The organism is Niallia laureatilytica, from assembly GCF_046613985.1.
Taxonomy (GTDB): domain Bacteria; phylum Bacillota; class Bacilli; order Bacillales; family Cytobacillaceae; genus Niallia.
Genome location: NZ_JBKKHP010000001.1, coordinates 583923 through 600982, shown reverse-complemented (window position 1 = coordinate 600982; position 17060 = coordinate 583923). Strand labels below are relative to the sequence as shown.

Here is a 17060-nt window from a genome sequence, read left to right as displayed (position 1 = left end):
GTTTCTTGCCATGAGAAAACAAAACAGACCTGCAAAAAAGGATAACACAGCTAAGCCTGTAACACTTGGAGATATGCTGAATGAACAGCTTGCCAAACAGCTTAAGGATAAGAAGCAGGAGCTGAAAGCTGCAGAAGAAGAAAAACTTAAAGTCGAAGAAGAAAGAAAAAAAGAAGAGCGCAGGCAGCGTGATAAAAACAAAAGCTTTGAAGAACTCTTGAACGAGACACCTATGAATTGGAAAGAATACAAATAAAAAAAGCAGGCTAAAATCCTGCTTTTTTTTGTTTACTCTTATCGGTGATCCTTATAGAAGGAAGCTTTTGATACGGCTTGAATGACTTTTTGTTCGTCCTGAGTTAAGGCAATGCTGTTAACAGCTCTGGCGTTTTCCTGCAGCTGTTCCACACTGCTAGCCCCAGCAATAACAGTAGCAACTGCCGGATTGGAAAGATTGTATTGGACAGCTGCTTCCAAAATAGAGCGTTTGCCTTCAAAGCGTGCCTGTAAACCTTCCAGTGTGGAGCGGAGCTCTTCTTCACTGTAGTCTAAATAGCCTTTTGCCGTAAGCTTTTTTAGGTAATTATCACTCAGCAAGCCCTTTGCTACTGGACCGCGCGTGACAACACTGATTCCGCTGTCATGAAGAAGTGGCAAGGCTTCCTCTTCTGGACGCCTGTCCAATATGCTGTATTGCATCATAACTGAAACAATATTAGAACGCTTTACATATTCTCTAATAACGTTTGGGCGGATGGAAGAAATGCCGTAATAACGGATATAACCTTCTGCTTTTAGCTCTTCGAATGCCTCAATCGTCTCCTCAATCGGATCATCGAGCGTTCCGCCGTGAAGCTGGTACAAGTCGATATAATCTGTATCAAGGCGTTTCAAGCTTTGTTTGGCCGCTTCTTTTATATAAGCCTTGCTGGCATCCCACGTCCAGCCTTCTTTGTTTTCCTGCCACTTGTTGCCAGCTTTAGAAGCAATAATAACATTCTCTCGGTTTTGCTTAAAGAATTTACCTAAGATTTGTTCATTCTGTCCGAAATCATATAAATCGGCTGTGTCAAAATAATTAATGCCTGCTTCCAGTGCTGCTTCAAGGATAGGGAAGGCTGTTTTTTCGTCTGTCCCAAGACTCATGCAGCCTAGTCCGAGAGCAGAAACATGTAAATCAGATTGACCTAAACGATTTTTCTTCATAAGCACACCTCTCTCACTAGTATTTCCATCTTTATTTTAACGAAAAGGAGGAGAAGAAGACAAAAAAAGTGGCTTAAAGTTTGTCTTCTTTTTTCTGCAGTGTTTTTTCGCCCTTTATCCAATCCTTAATATAAACATAGTCTTTACGGTAGTTTTTAAGCATATGCCGGACTTGCCATGCCTTTCCAGTCAGTATAATGGCTTTTTCCTGTTTATAAATCTTCAAAGACATCCTCCGTTTCCTTCCCTTTTGCACAGGGAAATAAGTATAATGAAATATATGAAAAATGGAATTGCTTAGAACAGGAGTGAAGGACAAATGGAAAATTTAGAAGAAAAGACAATCAGCACAGAGAAGATTTTTAACGGGAGAATTATTTCCTTACGAGTGGATGAGGTAATGCTTCCGAATGGCAGTACTTCCAAAAGAGAGATTATTAAGCATCCTGGAGCTGTTGCAGTTATAGCGATAACAGAAGAAGGGAAGCTTGTGGTGGTGGAGCAATACAGGAAAGCCTTGGAAAAAGCGATTGTGGAAATTCCGGCAGGCAAGCTTGAAAAGGATGAGGACCCAGCTCTTTGTGCAAGAAGGGAATTAGAGGAAGAAACCGGCTATGGCTGTAAGGAAATGAAGCTTATCAGCTCCTTTTATACTTCCCCTGGCTTTGCTGATGAAATTGTCCATGTATACTTGGCGAGCGGTCTTTATAAAATAGAAAATGCGGCAGAACTAGATGAAGATGAATTCGTCAACTTGATGGAAATTACAATGGAGGAAGCACAAAGCTTAATAACGGAGCAAAAAATCTTTGATGCCAAAACAATGTATGCCGTCCAGTACTGGCAGCTTCTAGGAAAATAAGGTGATTTAATGATTCGCATATTTGCAGATTTACATATCCATATCGGCAGAACAGCAAGCGGTAAGGCAGTAAAAATCACAGGATCTCGTACATTGACGCTTTTGAACATTATCGAATATGCCAGTTTTCAAAAGGGGCTTGATATGATTGGAATTATCGATTGCCATTCGCCAGAAATACTAATGGAAATGGATGAATACATCGCAAAAGGCAGAATGGTTCAAAAGACAGGCGGGGGACTGGAGATGGATGGAATAACCATTATTCCTGGTTCTGAGCTTGAAATATATGATGATTCTTGTAAAGGGCCTATCCATGTGCTCTGTTATATGCCGACATTGACGGCTATGAAGGAATTCTCATCATGGCTTTCTAAATACATGAAAAACATTCAATTAAGCTCACAGCGCATCTATGTGACAGGCAAAGAACTGCAAAAAAAGGTAAAGAGTCTTGGCGGTTTGTTTATTCCTGCACATATCTTTACACCATATAAAAGTTTGTACGGAAGCGGCGTAAAAGCATCCCTTTCAGAAGTTTTTGATCCAGATTTGATTGATGCTGTAGAACTGGGCCTAAGCTCGAATACTATGATGGCAGATCAGATCAAGGAGCTACACAGCTATACGTATATCACCAATTCAGATGCCCATTCTCTGGCAAAAATTGCCCGAGAGTATCAAATTTTAGAGGTAGAGGAAGCATCCTTCACAGAGCTGGAGAAAGCATTGCAGGGTGTCGATGGCCGGCAAGTCGCAGAAAACTATGGAATGGATCCTTTGTTAGGCAAATATCATAATACAGTTTGTTTAAAATGCCACAAGCCATTAGGAGAAGAGGAAGAGGTATGCTCAAGCTGCGGGCATAAAAACGGAAAAAAAGGGGTGGCTGCAAGGATAAAAGAGCTTGCCACTGCTGGTGATAAGCCGTCAAGGCCGCCCTATATTCATCAAGTTCCACTGGAGTTTATTCCAGGTTTAGGGAAAAAAACACTTGAGAAGCTGCTTCATTATTTTTCGACGGAAATGCAAATTATTCACGAAGCACCGTATGAGCAGCTTGCTGAAATACTTCCGACTCAGGTGGCCGAATATATCCAAGCTGCAAGAGCTGGCAAGCTGTCGCTCACTGTTGGCGGCGGCGGCAGGTATGGGCGTGTTTCTAATAAAAATGACGAATAAAAAACGAGAAGAAATGGCGGATTGGCCGTTTCTTTTCGTTTTTTGTCATGAGTTAAGTCAAAGCATACACACAAGTATCTCTAAGGGTACTTCCGTCTGCGCTCATACAATCCTTCCTTTGAATTCCTTCCAGCGTAAATCCGAGCTTTTCAGGGATGTTTCTACTTTTTGTATTGAGAGGGTCACAGCGAATCTCAATTCGATTTGCTTTTAGAACATCTTTCGCAAATTGGACCAATCCCTTCGTGCTTTCCGTAATATAGCCACATCCAGCAAATCTTGAATCACACCAGTAGCCGATTTCAAAAATGCGCACATCCCAATTAATTTTGTGAAGGCCAGTTGATCCAATAAATGTGTCTGTCTCTTTCAAGAAGATATGCAAGCGAATGTCTTCTCGTAAAATAAATTTAGCATACGACCTTCTAATATTCTCTTCTATTTCTTCGTATGTCTGCTGTTTGTGGGCAAAAGGGAGCCAATCTTGCAGCTCTTGCAAGGAATGCTGGATGCTGTCCAAAACTAGTTTTCCGTCACCTGGTAGGCATGGCCTTAAATACAGTCTGTCTGTTTCTATTCTAGGAGGAAAATCAAGGAGGATTGGTTTCATAAGCGCTCGCCCCTTCTATTGGTTTCTTTTAGTATACGTGCTGCCATCTATAATTTACAGATACTTTTGGTAGAAAAATACTAGATTTGCTAGTCATATACTGCTGAATCTTTTCATAGAATGAACTAACAGATTGGCACAGAGGAGAGGTAGCAATGAAAAAAAATAAGTACCAGAACATTCTAGCAAATCATTTTCGGGAGCATTCCTCCATCTATTTATTTATTGCGGTGTTGTTTTTGATGGGTGTCATATTTGGAGCAATTGTCGTGAACAGTTTAACATTGAGTCAAAAGGAAGATTTATTCTATTATCTGTCACAGTTTTTCAGCCAAATTTCTAATGGCAAGGTTGCTGACAGCAAGGATTTATTTATTCAAAGCTTTTCTCATAACAGTAAATTCATCGGCTTGATGTGGCTCTTGGGTATTTCTATCATCGGTTTGCCGGTTATTCTCATTTTATTGTTCATTAAAGGGATGGTTGTTGGATTTACAGTCGGATTTTTAGTAAACCAGATGGGCTGGAACGGCTTCTTGCTTTCTTTTGTGTCTGTTTTGCCTCAAAATATTATCATTATCCCGATTTTTATCATCTCTGCAACCTTGTCTGTTTCGTTTTCATTTAAGATGATTAGACAGCAATTTATGAAAAAAATGGGAGAGCCGATGCTGCCGTTATTTGGAAGATATATGTTTCTGCTGTTTGCTGCCATGATATTCCTTGCTGCTGCCGCTGGAGTGGAGGCCTATATTTCACCAGGACTTATGAAATCGATTATTAATATGGTAGAATCATTTATAGGGTTCATCCCGAAAGTGTAAGTAAATTATAATTATTTTAATTAACAAATAATTATTGATTCTTATTTATAATAATTTTTATTAGGATTCTATTCCTTCTTCTGTTATAATGATATGGACAGTGGCTAGGGAGGGACTTTCGGAATGGAAAGTAGAATAGATAGAATAAAAAAGCTGTTGCATTCTTCGAGCTATAAATTAACTCCTCAAAGGGAAGCAACAGTGAGGGTTTTGCTAGAGAATGAAGAAGACCACTTAAGTGCAGAAGATGTTTACCTCCTTGTAAAAGAGAAATCTCCCGAGATTGGATTAGCGACAGTTTACCGGACATTAGAGCTGCTGACTGAGCTGAAAATAGTCGACAAGATAAATTTCGGTGACGGTGTTTCTAGATATGACTTGCGACAAGAAGGTGCAGCTCACTTTCACCATCATTTAGTATGCATAGAATGTGGAGCTGTTGATGAAATTCAAGAGGATTTATTAGGGGATGTTGAAAAAGTGGTTGAACGTGACTGGAACTTTAAAATAAAAGATCACCGTTTAACCTTTCATGGAATATGTCATCGCTGTATTGAAAAAAGTGCAGATTAATCAAAGAATGAGAAACCTTTTTCATATGGAGAAGGTTTTTTGCATTGTTTAGTAGTTTTAGGCCCTATTACAGGTATATTTACTCCGTAAACTGGCATAGCTTTTAGTATGACACTAGTTTGGAGGAGTAATAATGCTGCAATGGTCTAAAGTAGTTTTTCGGACAGCAAAGGTTTTTTTGCTGTTTGTAGGATGCACAGTTCTTTTTTATTATGCGCTTATATGGTTTAATGAAGAATATCAGGATTTTCATCGTTATGATGAACCATCTGGAGCTGCTGTGAAAGTGAGCGGTGATGGAAAGGCAGAGGAGTTTTCCTGGAAGGAACGAATATTTCTTTTTTACTTAAATGGGGAGTAATGACTAATGGAAGAACAGCTAAAGGACTTTATGCATTTTTTATTGGTGGAGAAGGGTCTGGCAAAAAACACTCTAGTTTCGTATGAACGGGATTTGAAATCCTACAGTAAGTACATGAAAGAAGTAGAGATGGTTAGCCTTACCGATATTCAGCGTGCACATATTGTTCGGTTTTTGGGGTTTTTGAAAGATAACGGAAAATCTTCTAAAACAATTGCCAGACACATAGCTTCTATCAGAGCGTTTCACCAATTCCTTTTTCGGGACAGGGTGACCGAAGAGGATCCGACCGTACATATTGAATCGCCGCAAGGAGAAAGGTCATTGCCTAAGGTGCTGTCTATGAAAGAGGTAGAGGCGTTGCTTGAATTTCCGAATAAGCTGGATCATTTTGGAAAAAGAGACAAGGCTATGCTGGAGCTTTTATATGCAACAGGAATACGGGTGAGTGAGCTGATTCAGTTGAATATGGATGATGTCCATTTAATGATGGGCTTCGTTCGGTGTATCGGTAAAGGGAATAAGGAGCGAATCATTCCAATCGGGGGTGCCGCCACAAGGGCGCTTACAGAATACCTTGAAGAAGGAAGACCTGCTTTTATAAGCAAAAAAGAAGTAGGAGATGCCCTGTTTCTAAACCATCACGGCAGAAGACTGTCACGGCAAGGCTTCTGGAAAATCTTAAAACGACTCGGCAAAGAAGCGGAGATTAATAAGGAGATAACTCCCCATACCCTAAGGCATTCTTTTGCGACACATCTGCTTGAGAATGGGGCAGATCTGCGGGCAGTTCAAGAAATGCTTGGACATGCTGACATCTCTACAACACAAATTTATACACATGTTACAAAAACAAGATTAAAAGACGTTTATAGTCAATATCATCCAAGAGCATAGGGGCAGCCCTTTCACCTTTTTTCATACAATGGTGGAAGGACTGGCCCTAAAATTATTTTTATGCAAATAGATGTCAGACTTCTGACAATATGCTATAATTTTTTAGGTTAAAGATACATACTAAAGGGTAAAATAGGATGATTAATTCATATATAGGAGGTAATTAAATGTCCACATATCCATTTAAAAGGGTATTCCTAATTGTGATGGATTCAGTCGGAATTGGTGAAGCTCCTGATGCTGAAAAATTCGGCGATTTAGGTGCCCATACTTTTGGTCATATAGCTGAAAAGATGAATGGTCTCCATATGCCAAATATGGGGAAACTTGGCTTGAGCAACATCGAAGAAATTAAAGGTATTGATAAAGCAGACAAGCCGATGGCTCATTATACGAAAATGCAGGAAGCATCAAACGGCAAGGATACAATGACTGGTCACTGGGAAATCATGGGCCTGCGTATTGACACACCGTTTCGTGTTTTCCCGGAAGGATTCCCGGATGAGCTGTTAAATGAATTAAAAGCAAAAACAGGCAGAGAAATTATCGGCAATAAACCTGCCAGCGGTACGGAAATTTTAGATGAGCTTGGCGAAGAGCATATGAAAACAGGTGCCTTGATTGTCTATACATCAGCTGATTCTGTCCTGCAAATTGCAGCACATGAAGAAGTTGTACCATTAAAGGAGCTTTACGAGATTTGTGAAATTGCAAGAGAATTGACACTTGATGAGAAGTATATGGTAGGCAGAATTATTGCAAGACCGTTTGTCGGTGAACCAGGCAGCTTTAAAAGAACAGCAAACCGCCATGATTATGCGTTGAAGCCGTTTGAAAGAACAGTAATGAACGAACTGAAAGACAGCGGTTTTGACAGCATTGCTATCGGTAAAATCTCTGATATATATGATGGCGAAGGTGTTACTAAGTCACTAAGAACCGTATCGAATATGGATGGGATGGATAAGCTGCTTGAAACTTTACATATGGACTTTACGGGATTAAGCTTCTTAAATCTTGTCGATTTTGATGCTCTTTACGGACATAGACGTGATCCAATCGGCTATGGCAAGGCGCTTGAGGAATATGATGCAAGGCTTTCAGAAGTGCTGCCGCTCTTAAACGAGGATGATTTGCTGATTATCACAGCAGACCACGGAAATGATCCTGTCCATCATGGAACTGACCATACGAGAGAGTATGTGCCGCTGTTAGTATACAACAAAAAAATCAGTGCAGGACAACAGCTTCCGTTAAGAGAAACGTTCGCGGACATTGGCGCAACGATTGCAGAAAACTTTAATGTCTCTATGCCAAAAAACGGAAAGAGCTTTTTAAAAGAGTTAATATAAGGAGCAGTGAACATGGATTATACTAAAATTAAACAATCAGCAGACTTTTTGAAGGGAAAATATTCCGCTGTGCCAAAAATTGGCCTCATCTTAGGCTCAGGACTTGGTGTTCTAGCTGAAGAAATCGAAAATGCTGTAAAAATTCCGTACGAGCAAATTCCAGAATTCCCAGTTTCAACAGTAGAAGGCCATGCTGGTCAGCTTGTATTTGGAACAATTGGCGGTGTGGAAGTTGTTGCAATGCAAGGGAGATTCCATTATTACGAAGGGTACACTTTTGAAAAAGTGACATTCCCAGTTCGTGTTATGAAAGAATTAGGTGTCGAAAACTTAATCGTAACAAATGCAGCAGGCGGTGTGAATGAATCATACGCTCCTGGAGACTTAATGCTTATTTCAGATCATATTAATAATATGGGAACAAACCCGCTTATCGGCCCAAATGATTCTGCCCTAGGCGTTAGATTCCCTGATATGTCTGAAGCATATTGCAAAAATTTACGTTCAACAGCTAAGGAAATCGCTGCAAGCATCGGCTTAAAGGTACAAGAAGGCGTATATGTCGGTAACACAGGTCCATCGTATGAAACACCGGCAGAGGTTAGAATGCTTAGAGTTCTTGGCGGAGATGCAGTCGGTATGTCAACAGTTCCAGAGGTAATTGTTGCTAGACATGCTGGACTTAAAGTCCTTGGAATCTCTTGTATTTCCAACATGGCAGCAGGTATTCTTGACCAGCCGTTGAATCATGAAGAAGTAATTGAAACGACAGAAAAAGTTAAAGCAGACTTCCTTAAATATGTGAAAGAATTGGTTACAAAAATCGGCGAATAGTAGATAAGGGGATTCTCACTATGAAAATGCGAATGGTTGATTTAATTGAGAAAAAACGTGATGGACGCGAATTGACGGAAGAGGAAATTTCTTTCATTATCAACGGCTATACAGATGGTACAATACCTGATTATCAAATCAGTGCATTTACAATGGCAGTGTTTTTTCAAGGCATGACCGAGAAGGAACGAGCTGATTTAACAATGGCAATGGTTCATTCCGGTGATGTAATCGACCTGTCGGCAATTGAAGGAATCAAAGTTGACAAACATTCTACTGGCGGTGTCGGCGATACGACGACACTTGTACTCGGCCCGCTCGTTGCGGCTGTAGGCGTTCCTGTTGCGAAAATGAGCGGCAGGGGTCTTGGCCATACTGGCGGAACGATTGATAAATTAGAAGCAGTAAAAGGTTTCCATGTGGAAATCGATAAAGAAGAATTTATTAAACTAGTAAATAAAAATAAGGTTGCTGTCATTGGTCAAAGCGGCAATCTGACTCCTGCTGATAAGAAATTGTATGCTTTAAGAGATGTTACGGCAACAGTAAACAGTATTCCTCTTATTGCAAGCAGCATAATGAGCAAAAAAATCGCTGCCGGTGCTGACGCGATTTGTCTTGATGTTAAAACAGGGGCAGGAGCTTTTATGAAGTCATTGGATGACTCAAGGGAACTTGCAGAAGCAATGGTTCGAATCGGCAATAATGTCGGCCGCAAGACGATGGCAATTATTTCTGACATGAGCCAGCCGCTTGGATTTGCCATCGGTAATGCTTTAGAAGTGAAGGAAGCAATCGATACATTAAAGGGTCAAGGACCAGCAGACTTAACAGAGCTTTGTCTCACTCTAGGCTCTCAGATGGTGTATTTAGCGGAGAAGGCTGAAAGTATTGAAACAGCAAGAGAAATGCTCGAGGATGCAATTAAGAGCGGCAAAGCCTTGGAAACGTTCAAGCTGTTTTTAGAATCACAAGGCGGCGATTCAAGTGTTGTGGATGAGCCTGAGCGTCTTCCACAAGCACAATACAAGCTTGAGCTACCTGCAAAGGAGTCCGGCTATGTGGCAGAAATCACGGCTGATAGTATCGGAACAGCAGCGATGATTCTAGGTGCTGGCAGAGCGACGAAGGAGTCAGAAATTGACTTAGCTGTTGGATTGGTTCTAAACAAGAAAATCGGTGACAAGGTGGAAGCAGGCGAATCCCTTGTGACGATTTATAGTAATACAGACAATGTCGATGATGTTAAACAAAGATTATATGAGCATATTAAAGTGACAGATCAAAAAGTAGATGCTCCTGAATTAATTTATGAAGTAATTTCAGGCTAAATAAAGCAGGAAGGAAGGTCGAGGCGAACTCGATCTTCTTTTACAGCAAACTAATTAGACAGATATCTAATTAGTTTGCTATAATGACATTAATTACTTGAGGAGGGTGCTGCTTGTGAATATAGAGTTGACGAAAGTAAAAGTGAAAAAAGGTAAATCTGCAGTCGTGGATAAATGGATGGCGCTTCTAAATAAGGAAATGGACAAGGTGCTGCTGACGTTGGAAGATGAAAAAATGTATGTGGAAACAATCTTTCGGGAGGTTACAGACGGTGAGGAATTTCTTTATTGGTACTCAATCCAAGGTGAAGGGGGAGCTTTGTTAGCGGAATCCAAACATGAAATAGATAACCTTCATATTGCCTATTGGGAGGAATGTATAGACAAGGAATATGAGCCAGTACATATGAAAAATGAGGTTGTCATGATACAGAATAAAGTGATGGATGTTCTTCAATAAAAATGTTTTCGTCAGATTTCCTGACTGATTAGTGGCACGAATTAAAAAGATGGGTTATGCTTTTAAAATACAGAATATTCATTCTTCTTTTTGCAACTAATTGATTAGGAGGCTTTATATGAGTAAAACAGATGTAGTAGAGTGGCTGAACGAACATGAACAATTCTTTACAGACATGGCGAAGGATATATGGGAACATCCGCAGCTTGCTTATGAGGAAACGCATGCTGTCGGGCTGCAAATAGCAGCACTGCAAAATGCCGGGTTTACGGTTACAAAAAATGCAGGAGGCTCAGAAACGGCTTTTATTGCAGAGTTTGGTAGCGGCAGTCCAGTCATCGGCATATTAGGAGAATATGATGCATTGCCAGGTCTTTCTCAAACCGTATCGCCAGTTCGGGAGGAAATAGTTGCAAACGGTCCAGGCCATGGCTGCGGACACAATCTATTAGGGACAGCAGGGGTGGCAGCAGTTATTGCCTTAAAAGAGAAAATGGCAGAGGAAAGCCTCACTGGAACGATTCGTTATTATGGCTGTCCGGCCGAAGAGGTTCTGTCAGGCAAGACCTTTATGGCAAGAGAAGGTGTATTTGATGATTTAGATTGTGCCCTTACTTGGCACCCAGGTACTGCTAATATGACGTCAAACTTTAGCATGCAAGCAATGGTGTCAATTAAATTCCATTTCAGCGGAATTGCCGCACATGCTGCAGGAGCTCCTCATGCCGGCAGAAGTGCACTTGATGCCGTGGAAATCATGAATATTGGCAGCAATTATTTGCGAGAACATATCCTCGATGGCTCGAGAATACATTATGTCATTACTAATGGAGGTCTTGCTCCTAATGTTGTTCCAGATGCTAGCACCGTGTGGTATTATATCCGGGCTGCCACAAAGGAACAAGTGGACGAATTGCTTGAAAGGGTAAAAAAATGTGCCGATGGAGCGGCCATAATGACAGAAACGACAGTTCGTTCTGAAATTCTTGCTTTCGCCTATGAAACATTGCCCAACGATACATTAAACGGGCTAATGCTGAAAAATATGGAGGAAAACCCGTTATTCTTTACAGAAGTGGAAAAACAATTTGCAAGTGAAGTTATCGCTTCCATTGACCCAAGTATCGTTGCTACATCTAAACAGCGCATTGCAGCATTCACAGATGATCTCCTTCCAACAGTCAATATTGACGATCAAAGAATGAAAGGTGTATCAATCGGCGGTTCAACAGATGTCGGCGATGTAAGCTGGATCACCCCTGTAGGACAAGTGATGACAACTTGTGCACCGGTAGGAGTTCAAGCGCATTCCTGGCAAGCAACGGCTTGTTATGGCAGCTCTATCGGCTTTAAAGGAATGCATTTAGCTGCCAAAACAATGGCTTTAACACTTTATGATTTGTTGGAAGATCATTCTTTAATAGACGAAGCTAAACAAGAGTTTGCAAAAACATCGGCTGTGAAACTTTATGAGCCTGGAATACCGGCAGATGTAATGCCGCCAAATCAAGTGAGACAGCTTATCCACGAATAATTGCATACAAAAAGGGAAGCGTTAAAATTAGCTTCCCTTTTTTTCTTATTGCTTTGTTAATATCTCAGGCCCATTTGCTGTGATTGCGAGCGTATGCTCATATTGAGCTGAGAGACTGCCGTCTACTGTTCTTGCAGTCCAGCCATCTAAATCAACCTTCGCATGATACATTCCGGTATTTAACATTGGTTCTATCGTGATAACCATGCCTTCTTTCAGCCTTCTACCCAAATTTGGAGGACCAAAATGAGGAATTTGCGGCTCTTCATGCATGTCTCTGCCAATCGCATGGCCGACAAAGTCGCGAACAACGGCATAGCCTTTTGCCTCTGCAAAGGTTTGAATGGCATGGGAAATGTCGCCGACCCTGTTTCCTACAACTGCTTGCTCTATCCCTTTATACAGGGCCTCTTCTGTCGTTTTCAGCAAGTTTTGCGCTTCCTCCGAAATCGTTCCGACCGCATAGGACCAGGCAGAATCGGCAAGCCATCCGTCTAAATTAACCACCATATCAATTGTAACGATATCGCCATTTTTCAAAGCAGTCTTGTTTGGAAATCCGTGGCAAATAACATCGTTGACAGATGCGCATGTCGCAAAAGGATAACCGTGATATCCCTTCTGCTCAGGCGTTGCTCCTCTTTTTATGATATATTCTTCTGCAAATCTATCAATCTCAAGTGTTGTAATGCCAGGTTTAATTAACTTGCGGATTTCCTTATGGCAATCTGCAAGGATTTCCCCGGCTTTCTTCATCTTTTCGATTTGCTCCTTTGTTTTTATTTGAATCAAAATTTCTCCTCCTTTATTTCGAAAAAACCACTAAGTTAATACAGCTTATTTCTATAGCCGAACTATTTATATAACAGTCTAAAAATAGCTTAAATGCATGATTGTGTCAAGGATACTCACTCCTCGTGCGCACAGTAGTCTTCCTAAGAAAAATATTTATAGCTGACTGTATAAAAAAAACATGATTGGAAAAAATGGGACAGTATATAGAATGGAGGGTCTTTGAGATGAAACGCATCGCAACAATCTTTTTAACCATGTTACTATTTGCATCTATGTTGGCACCAAGCACACTTGCTGCAGAGAAAAGTAGTGAATTGGTGGACAATGTTAAATCAGCTATTTTGATTGACAGAGACACTGGGACAGTACTATATGAGAAAAACAGCAATGAAGAGCTGCCGCCGGCAAGTATGACAAAAATAATGACTATGCTTTTAATCATGGAAGCACTCGATCAAGGTAAACTCAAAATAGACGAGAAAATCAGGACGAGTGAACATGCAGCTTCAATGGGCGGCTCCCAAATCTTCTTGGAGCCTGGAGAAGAAATGACAACAGAGGAAATGCTTAAAGGCATTGCAATCGGGTCTGGGAATGATGCAGCAGTGGCAGTAGCCGAAAGACTTGCTGGCTCAGAAGAAGCATTTGTAGAAATGATGAACAAAAAAGCGAGCAGTTTAGGATTGAAGAATACAGCATTCAAGAATGTCACAGGCCTCCCGGTCGATGAGCATTACAGCACAGCACATGATATGGCTATCATGGCGAAGGAATTATTGAAATATGAGGATATCACTAAATTTACAGGTACATATGAGGCGTACTTGCGAGAAGACTCTGACAAGAAGTTCTGGCTTGTAAATACTAATCGTCTTGTTAAGTTTTATCCTGGAGTAGACGGCTTGAAAACGGGATTCACGAAAGAAGCAAAATACTGCCTGACAGCAACTGCCCAAAAGAATGGAATGCGTGTGATTGCTGTTGTTTTTGGTGCGCCTACATCAAAAGAGCGGAATGCACAAGTAACAAAAATGCTTGATTATGCATTTAGCCAATACGAAACGCATCCAGTCTATAAGAGGAATGAGCTTATCGGCAAAGTAAATGTAAGCAAAGGGGACCAAAAACAGGCATCAGCCGTTACAAGCGAACCAATCTCTCTATTGACGAAAAAGGGAGAAAAGGTTGATGACGTAGAGAAAAAAATCGTCATGAACAAAAACTTAAAAGCCCCAATTGCAAAGGGTCAGGAAATCGGCAAGGTCCAATTTGTGAAAGATGGCAAGACAATCGTGGAAAGTCCGCTCATATCGCAAACAGAAATTAAAGAAGCAGGCTGGTGGACACTGTTTAAACGAACTGCCGGTATGTTTACAAAAACGCAATAAGCTTGCTAAAACTGTCAGCATTCCTCTTTTTTTAGCGAATCAACACTAGTTTTGTCTTGCTTGAAGGAAATGCAGGATTAAAGGTAGAATTGACTCACTAACCTAAAAAGAGGAGGCTATGGATAGTGAGTCTTAATATTGAGCTGGAAACAAAAAACAATGTTCTTTGTATTCGTTTAGCAGGGGAATTAGATCATCACTACGCAGAAGAGCTGCGCACAAAAGCGACTGATGCGATAGAGAGCAGAAATATTCGCCATATTGTTTTAAACTTAGAGCATTTATCATTTATGGATAGTTCAGGCTTAGGAGTAATCTTAGGCAGATATAAACAAATAAAGCAGCTAGGCGGAGAAATGGTGATTTGCGCAATCTCCCCGAGTGTACAACGGTTGTTTGATATGTCTGGCATGTTTAAGATAATGAAGCTGGAAACAAATGAACAATTTGCACTTGAAAGATTGGGGGTTGCATAAATGAGAAATGAAATGCATTTGCAATTCAGCGCACAAAGCCAAAACGAATCCTTCGCAAGGGTAACTGTCGCTGCTTTTATTACACAGCTTGATCCAACGATGGATGAGTTGACAGAAATCAAAACAGTCGTATCAGAAGCGGTCACAAACTGTATTATTCATGGTTATGAAAATGACCCTGACGGGATTGTCTACATTTCAGTCATTATGGAAGATTCCTTTATCGATTTGACCATTCGTGATGATGGAAGAGGAATTATGGATGTAGAAGAAGCAAGACAGCCGTTATTTACGACAAAGCCTGAATTGGAAAGATCCGGAATGGGATTCACCATCATGGAAAATTTTATGGACGAAATTGAAGTGCATTCTAGCCCAGAAAATGGAACTGAGATCCGCCTGCGCAAGCATTTAATAAAGAGCAAAATGCTAAGCAATTAAGGAGAATCGCTTATGGATGTGGAGGTAAAAAAGGAGAAAGAAACGTATTTAAAAGACCATGAAGTGAAGGAGCTTATCAAAAGAAGCCAAGATGGCGATCAGTCAGCTAGAGACACAATAGTCCAGAAGAATATGCGACTTGTATGGTCAGTCGTGCAAAGGTTTTTGAACAGAGGCTACGATCCGGATGACTTATTTCAGATCGGTTGTATCGGATTGCTTAAATCAGTAGATAAATTTGATTTAAGCTATGATGTGAAGTTCTCGACCTATGCAGTCCCGATGATCATTGGCGAAATTCAGCGCTTTATCCGTGATGACGGAACCGTGAAAGTGAGCCGCTCCTTAAAGGAACTGAGCAATAAAATCAGGAAAGCAAAAGATGAACTCTCCAAGCAGTACGGCCGTACACCAACTGTTGGAGAGATTTCAGAGCATCTTGATATTCCGCCGGAAGATATTGTATTAGCACAAGAGGCCGCCAGAACACCGTCCTCTATCCATGAGACAGTATATGAAAACGACGGCGATCCTATTACCCTTCTAGACCAGATAGATGATGGCAATGAGGGCAAATGGTTTGATAAAATCGCCCTGCAAGAGGCGATTAGGGAACTCGACGAAAGAGAAAGGCTGATTGTGTATTTGCGCTATTACAAAGATCAGACACAATCTGAAGTTGCAACCCGGCTTGGAATATCCCAAGTCCAAGTATCACGCCTTGAGAAAAAAATATTGCTACAAATGAAAGAGCAGATGGATATTTAATATCCATCTGCTCTTTTTATATGGAAATATTACCAAAAAAATTATCATTATAAATTGCCCACATTAAGCAAATACTACCATCATCGTAAAAACATTAGATGATTGGATGTGTTGATGAATGGCTGAGACAGTCTATATTCGGATGAGAAATCGTATCGAAAAAAGATTGAATGAAGATGTGCTGCTGAAGGATTTAGCCCAAGTAATAGCTGCTGATAGCTTAATGGAACAATTGAATAATTTGGTAATCTATTCTATTTCAGAAAGTGACCGTAACATCATCATCATCGACAGCACAAGGGTAATTAAGGCAATACGCAGCTTCAATCTAAACTTGGAGATACAGATTATCGGTCCTGCACAAACCATCATTGAAGTCATCCTCAAAAAAAAAGAAGTGTCTATACCGCTGTTCCTTTTGGTTTGGCTGCTCCTTTTTATTGGCTCTGCCTTGACTATTATGAATTTTCATGAAGACGTCAGCATGCAGGCAGTCCACCAAAAGCTGTATAAAATCATTACAGGAAAAGAGGTAGAAAAGCCTCTCATCTTCCAAATTCCCTATAGTCTAGGTTTAGGCTTAGGAATGATCATTTTTTTCAACCATGTATTCAAAAAGCGTTTTAATGAGGAACCAAGCCCCCTGGAAGTAGAAGTTTTCTCTTATCAGCAAGCTTTGGACCAATATGTCATCATGCATGAAAATAAAGAAAGCATGAAAAAATTAGATGATCATTAAAATACTTGCTGTCCTTTTTATTGGGGGAGCTTGGGGAATAACAGTCGGAGCCGGTTATGTTGCTTTTTTAACCGTCTTTGGGATTATTCCGAGATTGACGCAGCTGACGAAAACAGGAAGCAAGATATATTCCTATGAATGGTCTGTCGTCTGCGGTGCAGTCTGCGGTACATTCGTCTTTTTGAGAGAACCAGCCTTCTCATTACCAGCCATTCTGTTAACAGTAATGGGTCTAGCCGGTGGAATCTATATAGGTATGATTGCTGCAGCACTTACAGAAGTATTAAATGTTTTTCCTCTTCTCGCAAAAAGGGTAAGCCTCGATGATCGGCTGCTCGTATTGATGATGGCACTTGTCTTTGGTAAAATCTTTGGCTCCTTATTTCACTGGATGTATTTTGCACCGTAGATTCTAGCAAAGTGTCAA

General features: G+C 40.7%; 22 protein-coding genes. 18 read left to right on the top strand and 4 right to left on the bottom strand.

What is annotated here, in order from left to right; translation table 11 throughout:
* Nucleotides 1–10 precede the first annotated feature (10 nt).
* Nucleotides 11–256 (top strand): YqkE family protein, encoded by a 246-nt coding sequence (locus tag ACLIJJ_RS03090; protein WP_411410535.1) that lies wholly within the window; start codon nt 11–13, stop codon nt 254–256.
* 38 nt (nt 257–294) lie between these two features.
* On the opposite strand, the gene ACLIJJ_RS03085 is transcribed toward ACLIJJ_RS03090, so the two are convergent.
* Together ACLIJJ_RS03085 and mciZ are read right to left on the bottom strand one after the other, a co-directional pair.
* The gene (locus ACLIJJ_RS03085; protein ID WP_411229282.1) at nt 295–1206 is read right to left on the bottom strand and encodes an aldo/keto reductase; all 912 of its coding nucleotides are present in this window, start codon (nt 1204–1206) and stop codon (nt 295–297) included.
* Between the two features lie 73 nt (nt 1207–1279).
* Nucleotides 1280–1432, bottom strand: coding sequence for a Z-ring formation inhibitor MciZ (gene mciZ / locus ACLIJJ_RS03080; RefSeq protein ID WP_233313259.1), 153 nt, complete (start codon nt 1430–1432; stop codon nt 1280–1282).
* 93 nt (nt 1433–1525) lie between these two features.
* Here mciZ and ACLIJJ_RS03075 point away from each other — a divergent pair, with 93 nt between their 5' ends.
* Both ACLIJJ_RS03075 and ACLIJJ_RS03070 read left to right on the top strand, forming a co-directional pair.
* On the top strand, nt 1526–2068 hold the full coding sequence (locus ACLIJJ_RS03075) for an NUDIX hydrolase (protein ID WP_411410534.1): 543 nt from the start codon (nt 1526–1528) through the stop codon (nt 2066–2068).
* Nucleotides 2069–2077: 9 nt separating this feature from the next.
* Nucleotides 2078–3250, top strand: coding sequence for an endonuclease Q family protein (locus ACLIJJ_RS03070; RefSeq protein ID WP_411410533.1), 1173 nt, complete (start codon nt 2078–2080; stop codon nt 3248–3250).
* 52 nt (nt 3251–3302) lie between these two features.
* Here ACLIJJ_RS03070 and ACLIJJ_RS03065 read toward each other — a convergent pair whose 3' ends face one another.
* A complete protein-coding gene (locus tag ACLIJJ_RS03065; RefSeq protein ID WP_411410532.1) occupies nt 3303–3860 on the bottom strand; it encodes a GNAT family N-acetyltransferase in 558 nt (185 codons plus the stop codon).
* 155 nt (nt 3861–4015) lie between these two features.
* On the opposite strand from ACLIJJ_RS03065, the gene spoIIM reads away from it, so the two are divergent.
* The 9 genes from spoIIM (at nt 4016) to ACLIJJ_RS03020 (ending at nt 12026) form a co-directional block, all read left to right on the top strand.
* Nucleotides 4016–4684 (top strand): stage II sporulation protein M, encoded by a 669-nt coding sequence (gene spoIIM / locus ACLIJJ_RS03060; RefSeq protein ID WP_233313264.1) that lies wholly within the window; start codon nt 4016–4018, stop codon nt 4682–4684.
* A 123-nt stretch (nt 4685–4807) separates the two neighbouring features.
* Nucleotides 4808–5257 carry a ferric iron uptake transcriptional regulator gene (gene fur / locus ACLIJJ_RS03055; protein ID WP_233313267.1) on the top strand — a complete coding sequence of 150 codons (450 nt, stop codon included), beginning with the start codon at nt 4808–4810 and terminating at the stop codon, nt 5255–5257.
* 133 nt (nt 5258–5390) lie between these two features.
* Entirely contained in the window at nt 5391–5618 is a 228-nt protein-coding gene (locus ACLIJJ_RS03050) for a YqzK family protein (RefSeq protein ID WP_237941678.1), read from the top strand.
* 6 nt (nt 5619–5624) lie between these two features.
* Nucleotides 5625–6515 carry a site-specific tyrosine recombinase XerD gene (gene xerD, locus ACLIJJ_RS03045; RefSeq protein WP_341077658.1) on the top strand — a complete coding sequence of 297 codons (891 nt, stop codon included), beginning with the start codon at nt 5625–5627 and terminating at the stop codon, nt 6513–6515.
* A 167-nt stretch (nt 6516–6682) separates the two neighbouring features.
* Nucleotides 6683–7867 (top strand): phosphopentomutase, encoded by a 1185-nt coding sequence (deoB, locus tag ACLIJJ_RS03040; protein WP_411229284.1) that lies wholly within the window; start codon nt 6683–6685, stop codon nt 7865–7867.
* Nucleotides 7868–7879: 12 nt separating this feature from the next.
* Nucleotides 7880–8701 (top strand): purine-nucleoside phosphorylase, encoded by an 822-nt coding sequence (locus ACLIJJ_RS03035; protein ID WP_233313274.1) that lies wholly within the window; start codon nt 7880–7882, stop codon nt 8699–8701.
* A gap of 26 nt (nt 8702–8727) precedes the next feature.
* The gene (locus ACLIJJ_RS03030; RefSeq protein WP_411410627.1) at nt 8728–10032 is read left to right on the top strand and encodes a pyrimidine-nucleoside phosphorylase; all 1305 of its coding nucleotides are present in this window, start codon (nt 8728–8730) and stop codon (nt 10030–10032) included.
* Between the two features lie 115 nt (nt 10033–10147).
* Entirely contained in the window at nt 10148–10492 is a 345-nt protein-coding gene (locus ACLIJJ_RS03025) for a DUF6176 family protein (protein WP_411410531.1), read from the top strand.
* Nucleotides 10493–10610: 118 nt separating this feature from the next.
* A complete protein-coding gene (locus ACLIJJ_RS03020) occupies nt 10611–12026 on the top strand; it encodes an amidohydrolase (protein WP_411410530.1) in 1416 nt (471 codons plus the stop codon).
* A 45-nt stretch (nt 12027–12071) separates the two neighbouring features.
* Here ACLIJJ_RS03020 and map read toward each other — a convergent pair whose 3' ends face one another.
* Nucleotides 12072–12818, bottom strand: coding sequence for a type I methionyl aminopeptidase (map, locus tag ACLIJJ_RS03015; RefSeq protein WP_411410529.1), 747 nt, complete (start codon nt 12816–12818; stop codon nt 12072–12074).
* 227 nt (nt 12819–13045) lie between these two features.
* Here map and ACLIJJ_RS03010 point away from each other — a divergent pair, with 227 nt between their 5' ends.
* The 6 genes from ACLIJJ_RS03010 (at nt 13046) to ACLIJJ_RS02985 (ending at nt 17042) form a co-directional block, all read left to right on the top strand.
* The gene (locus tag ACLIJJ_RS03010) at nt 13046–14209 is read left to right on the top strand and encodes a D-alanyl-D-alanine carboxypeptidase family protein (protein ID WP_411410528.1); all 1164 of its coding nucleotides are present in this window, start codon (nt 13046–13048) and stop codon (nt 14207–14209) included.
* A 125-nt stretch (nt 14210–14334) separates the two neighbouring features.
* Entirely contained in the window at nt 14335–14685 is a 351-nt protein-coding gene (gene spoIIAA / locus ACLIJJ_RS03005) for an anti-sigma F factor antagonist (RefSeq protein WP_233313286.1), read from the top strand.
* Nucleotides 14686–15126: an anti-sigma F factor gene (gene spoIIAB / locus ACLIJJ_RS03000; RefSeq protein ID WP_233313288.1), complete on the top strand. Its 441-nt coding sequence runs from the start codon at nt 14686–14688 to the stop codon at nt 15124–15126.
* A gap of 12 nt (nt 15127–15138) precedes the next feature.
* Nucleotides 15139–15894 carry an RNA polymerase sporulation sigma factor SigF gene (sigF, locus tag ACLIJJ_RS02995; protein ID WP_233313290.1) on the top strand — a complete coding sequence of 252 codons (756 nt, stop codon included), beginning with the start codon at nt 15139–15141 and terminating at the stop codon, nt 15892–15894.
* A gap of 118 nt (nt 15895–16012) precedes the next feature.
* Entirely contained in the window at nt 16013–16633 is a 621-nt protein-coding gene (locus tag ACLIJJ_RS02990) for a stage V sporulation protein AA (RefSeq protein ID WP_233313291.1), read from the top strand.
* A complete protein-coding gene (locus ACLIJJ_RS02985) occupies nt 16623–17042 on the top strand; it encodes a stage V sporulation protein AB (protein ID WP_233313293.1) in 420 nt (139 codons plus the stop codon). Before ACLIJJ_RS02990 ends, ACLIJJ_RS02985 begins: the two co-directional genes overlap by 11 nt.
* Nucleotides 17043–17060 lie beyond the last annotated feature (18 nt).

Excerpts from the sequence above, each read along its gene's own strand:
- ACLIJJ_RS03065 (WP_411410532.1), bottom strand. The coding sequence starts at position 3,860 with ATGAAACCAATCCTCCTTGATTTTCCTCCTAGAATAGAAACAGACAGA.
- ACLIJJ_RS03035 (WP_233313274.1), top strand. The coding sequence starts at position 7,880 with ATGGATTATACTAAAATTAAACAATCAGCAGACTTTTTGAAGGGAAAA.
- spoIIAB (WP_233313288.1), top strand. The coding sequence starts at position 14,686 with ATGAGAAATGAAATGCATTTGCAATTCAGCGCACAAAGCCAAAACGAA.
- ACLIJJ_RS03030 (WP_411410627.1), top strand. The coding sequence starts at position 8,728 with ATGCGAATGGTTGATTTAATTGAGAAAAAACGTGATGGACGCGAATTG.
- xerD (WP_341077658.1), top strand. The coding sequence starts at position 5,625 with ATGGAAGAACAGCTAAAGGACTTTATGCATTTTTTATTGGTGGAGAAG.
- ACLIJJ_RS03075 (WP_411410534.1), top strand. The coding sequence starts at position 1,526 with ATGGAAAATTTAGAAGAAAAGACAATCAGCACAGAGAAGATTTTTAAC.
- ACLIJJ_RS03085 (WP_411229282.1), bottom strand. The coding sequence starts at position 1,206 with ATGAAGAAAAATCGTTTAGGTCAATCTGATTTACATGTTTCTGCTCTC.
- ACLIJJ_RS03020 (WP_411410530.1), top strand. The coding sequence starts at position 10,611 with ATGAGTAAAACAGATGTAGTAGAGTGGCTGAACGAACATGAACAATTC.
- deoB (WP_411229284.1), top strand. The coding sequence starts at position 6,683 with ATGTCCACATATCCATTTAAAAGGGTATTCCTAATTGTGATGGATTCA.
- spoIIM (WP_233313264.1), top strand. The coding sequence starts at position 4,016 with ATGAAAAAAAATAAGTACCAGAACATTCTAGCAAATCATTTTCGGGAG.
- ACLIJJ_RS03070 (WP_411410533.1), top strand. The coding sequence starts at position 2,078 with ATGATTCGCATATTTGCAGATTTACATATCCATATCGGCAGAACAGCA.
- sigF (WP_233313290.1), top strand. The coding sequence starts at position 15,139 with ATGGATGTGGAGGTAAAAAAGGAGAAAGAAACGTATTTAAAAGACCAT.
- ACLIJJ_RS02985 (WP_233313293.1), top strand. The coding sequence starts at position 16,623 with ATGATCATTAAAATACTTGCTGTCCTTTTTATTGGGGGAGCTTGGGGA.
- ACLIJJ_RS02990 (WP_233313291.1), top strand. The coding sequence starts at position 16,013 with ATGGCTGAGACAGTCTATATTCGGATGAGAAATCGTATCGAAAAAAGA.
- ACLIJJ_RS03010 (WP_411410528.1), top strand. The coding sequence starts at position 13,046 with ATGAAACGCATCGCAACAATCTTTTTAACCATGTTACTATTTGCATCT.
- fur (WP_233313267.1), top strand. The coding sequence starts at position 4,808 with ATGGAAAGTAGAATAGATAGAATAAAAAAGCTGTTGCATTCTTCGAGC.
- ACLIJJ_RS03050 (WP_237941678.1), top strand. The coding sequence starts at position 5,391 with ATGCTGCAATGGTCTAAAGTAGTTTTTCGGACAGCAAAGGTTTTTTTG.
- ACLIJJ_RS03090 (WP_411410535.1), top strand. The coding sequence starts at position 11 with ATGAGAAAACAAAACAGACCTGCAAAAAAGGATAACACAGCTAAGCCT.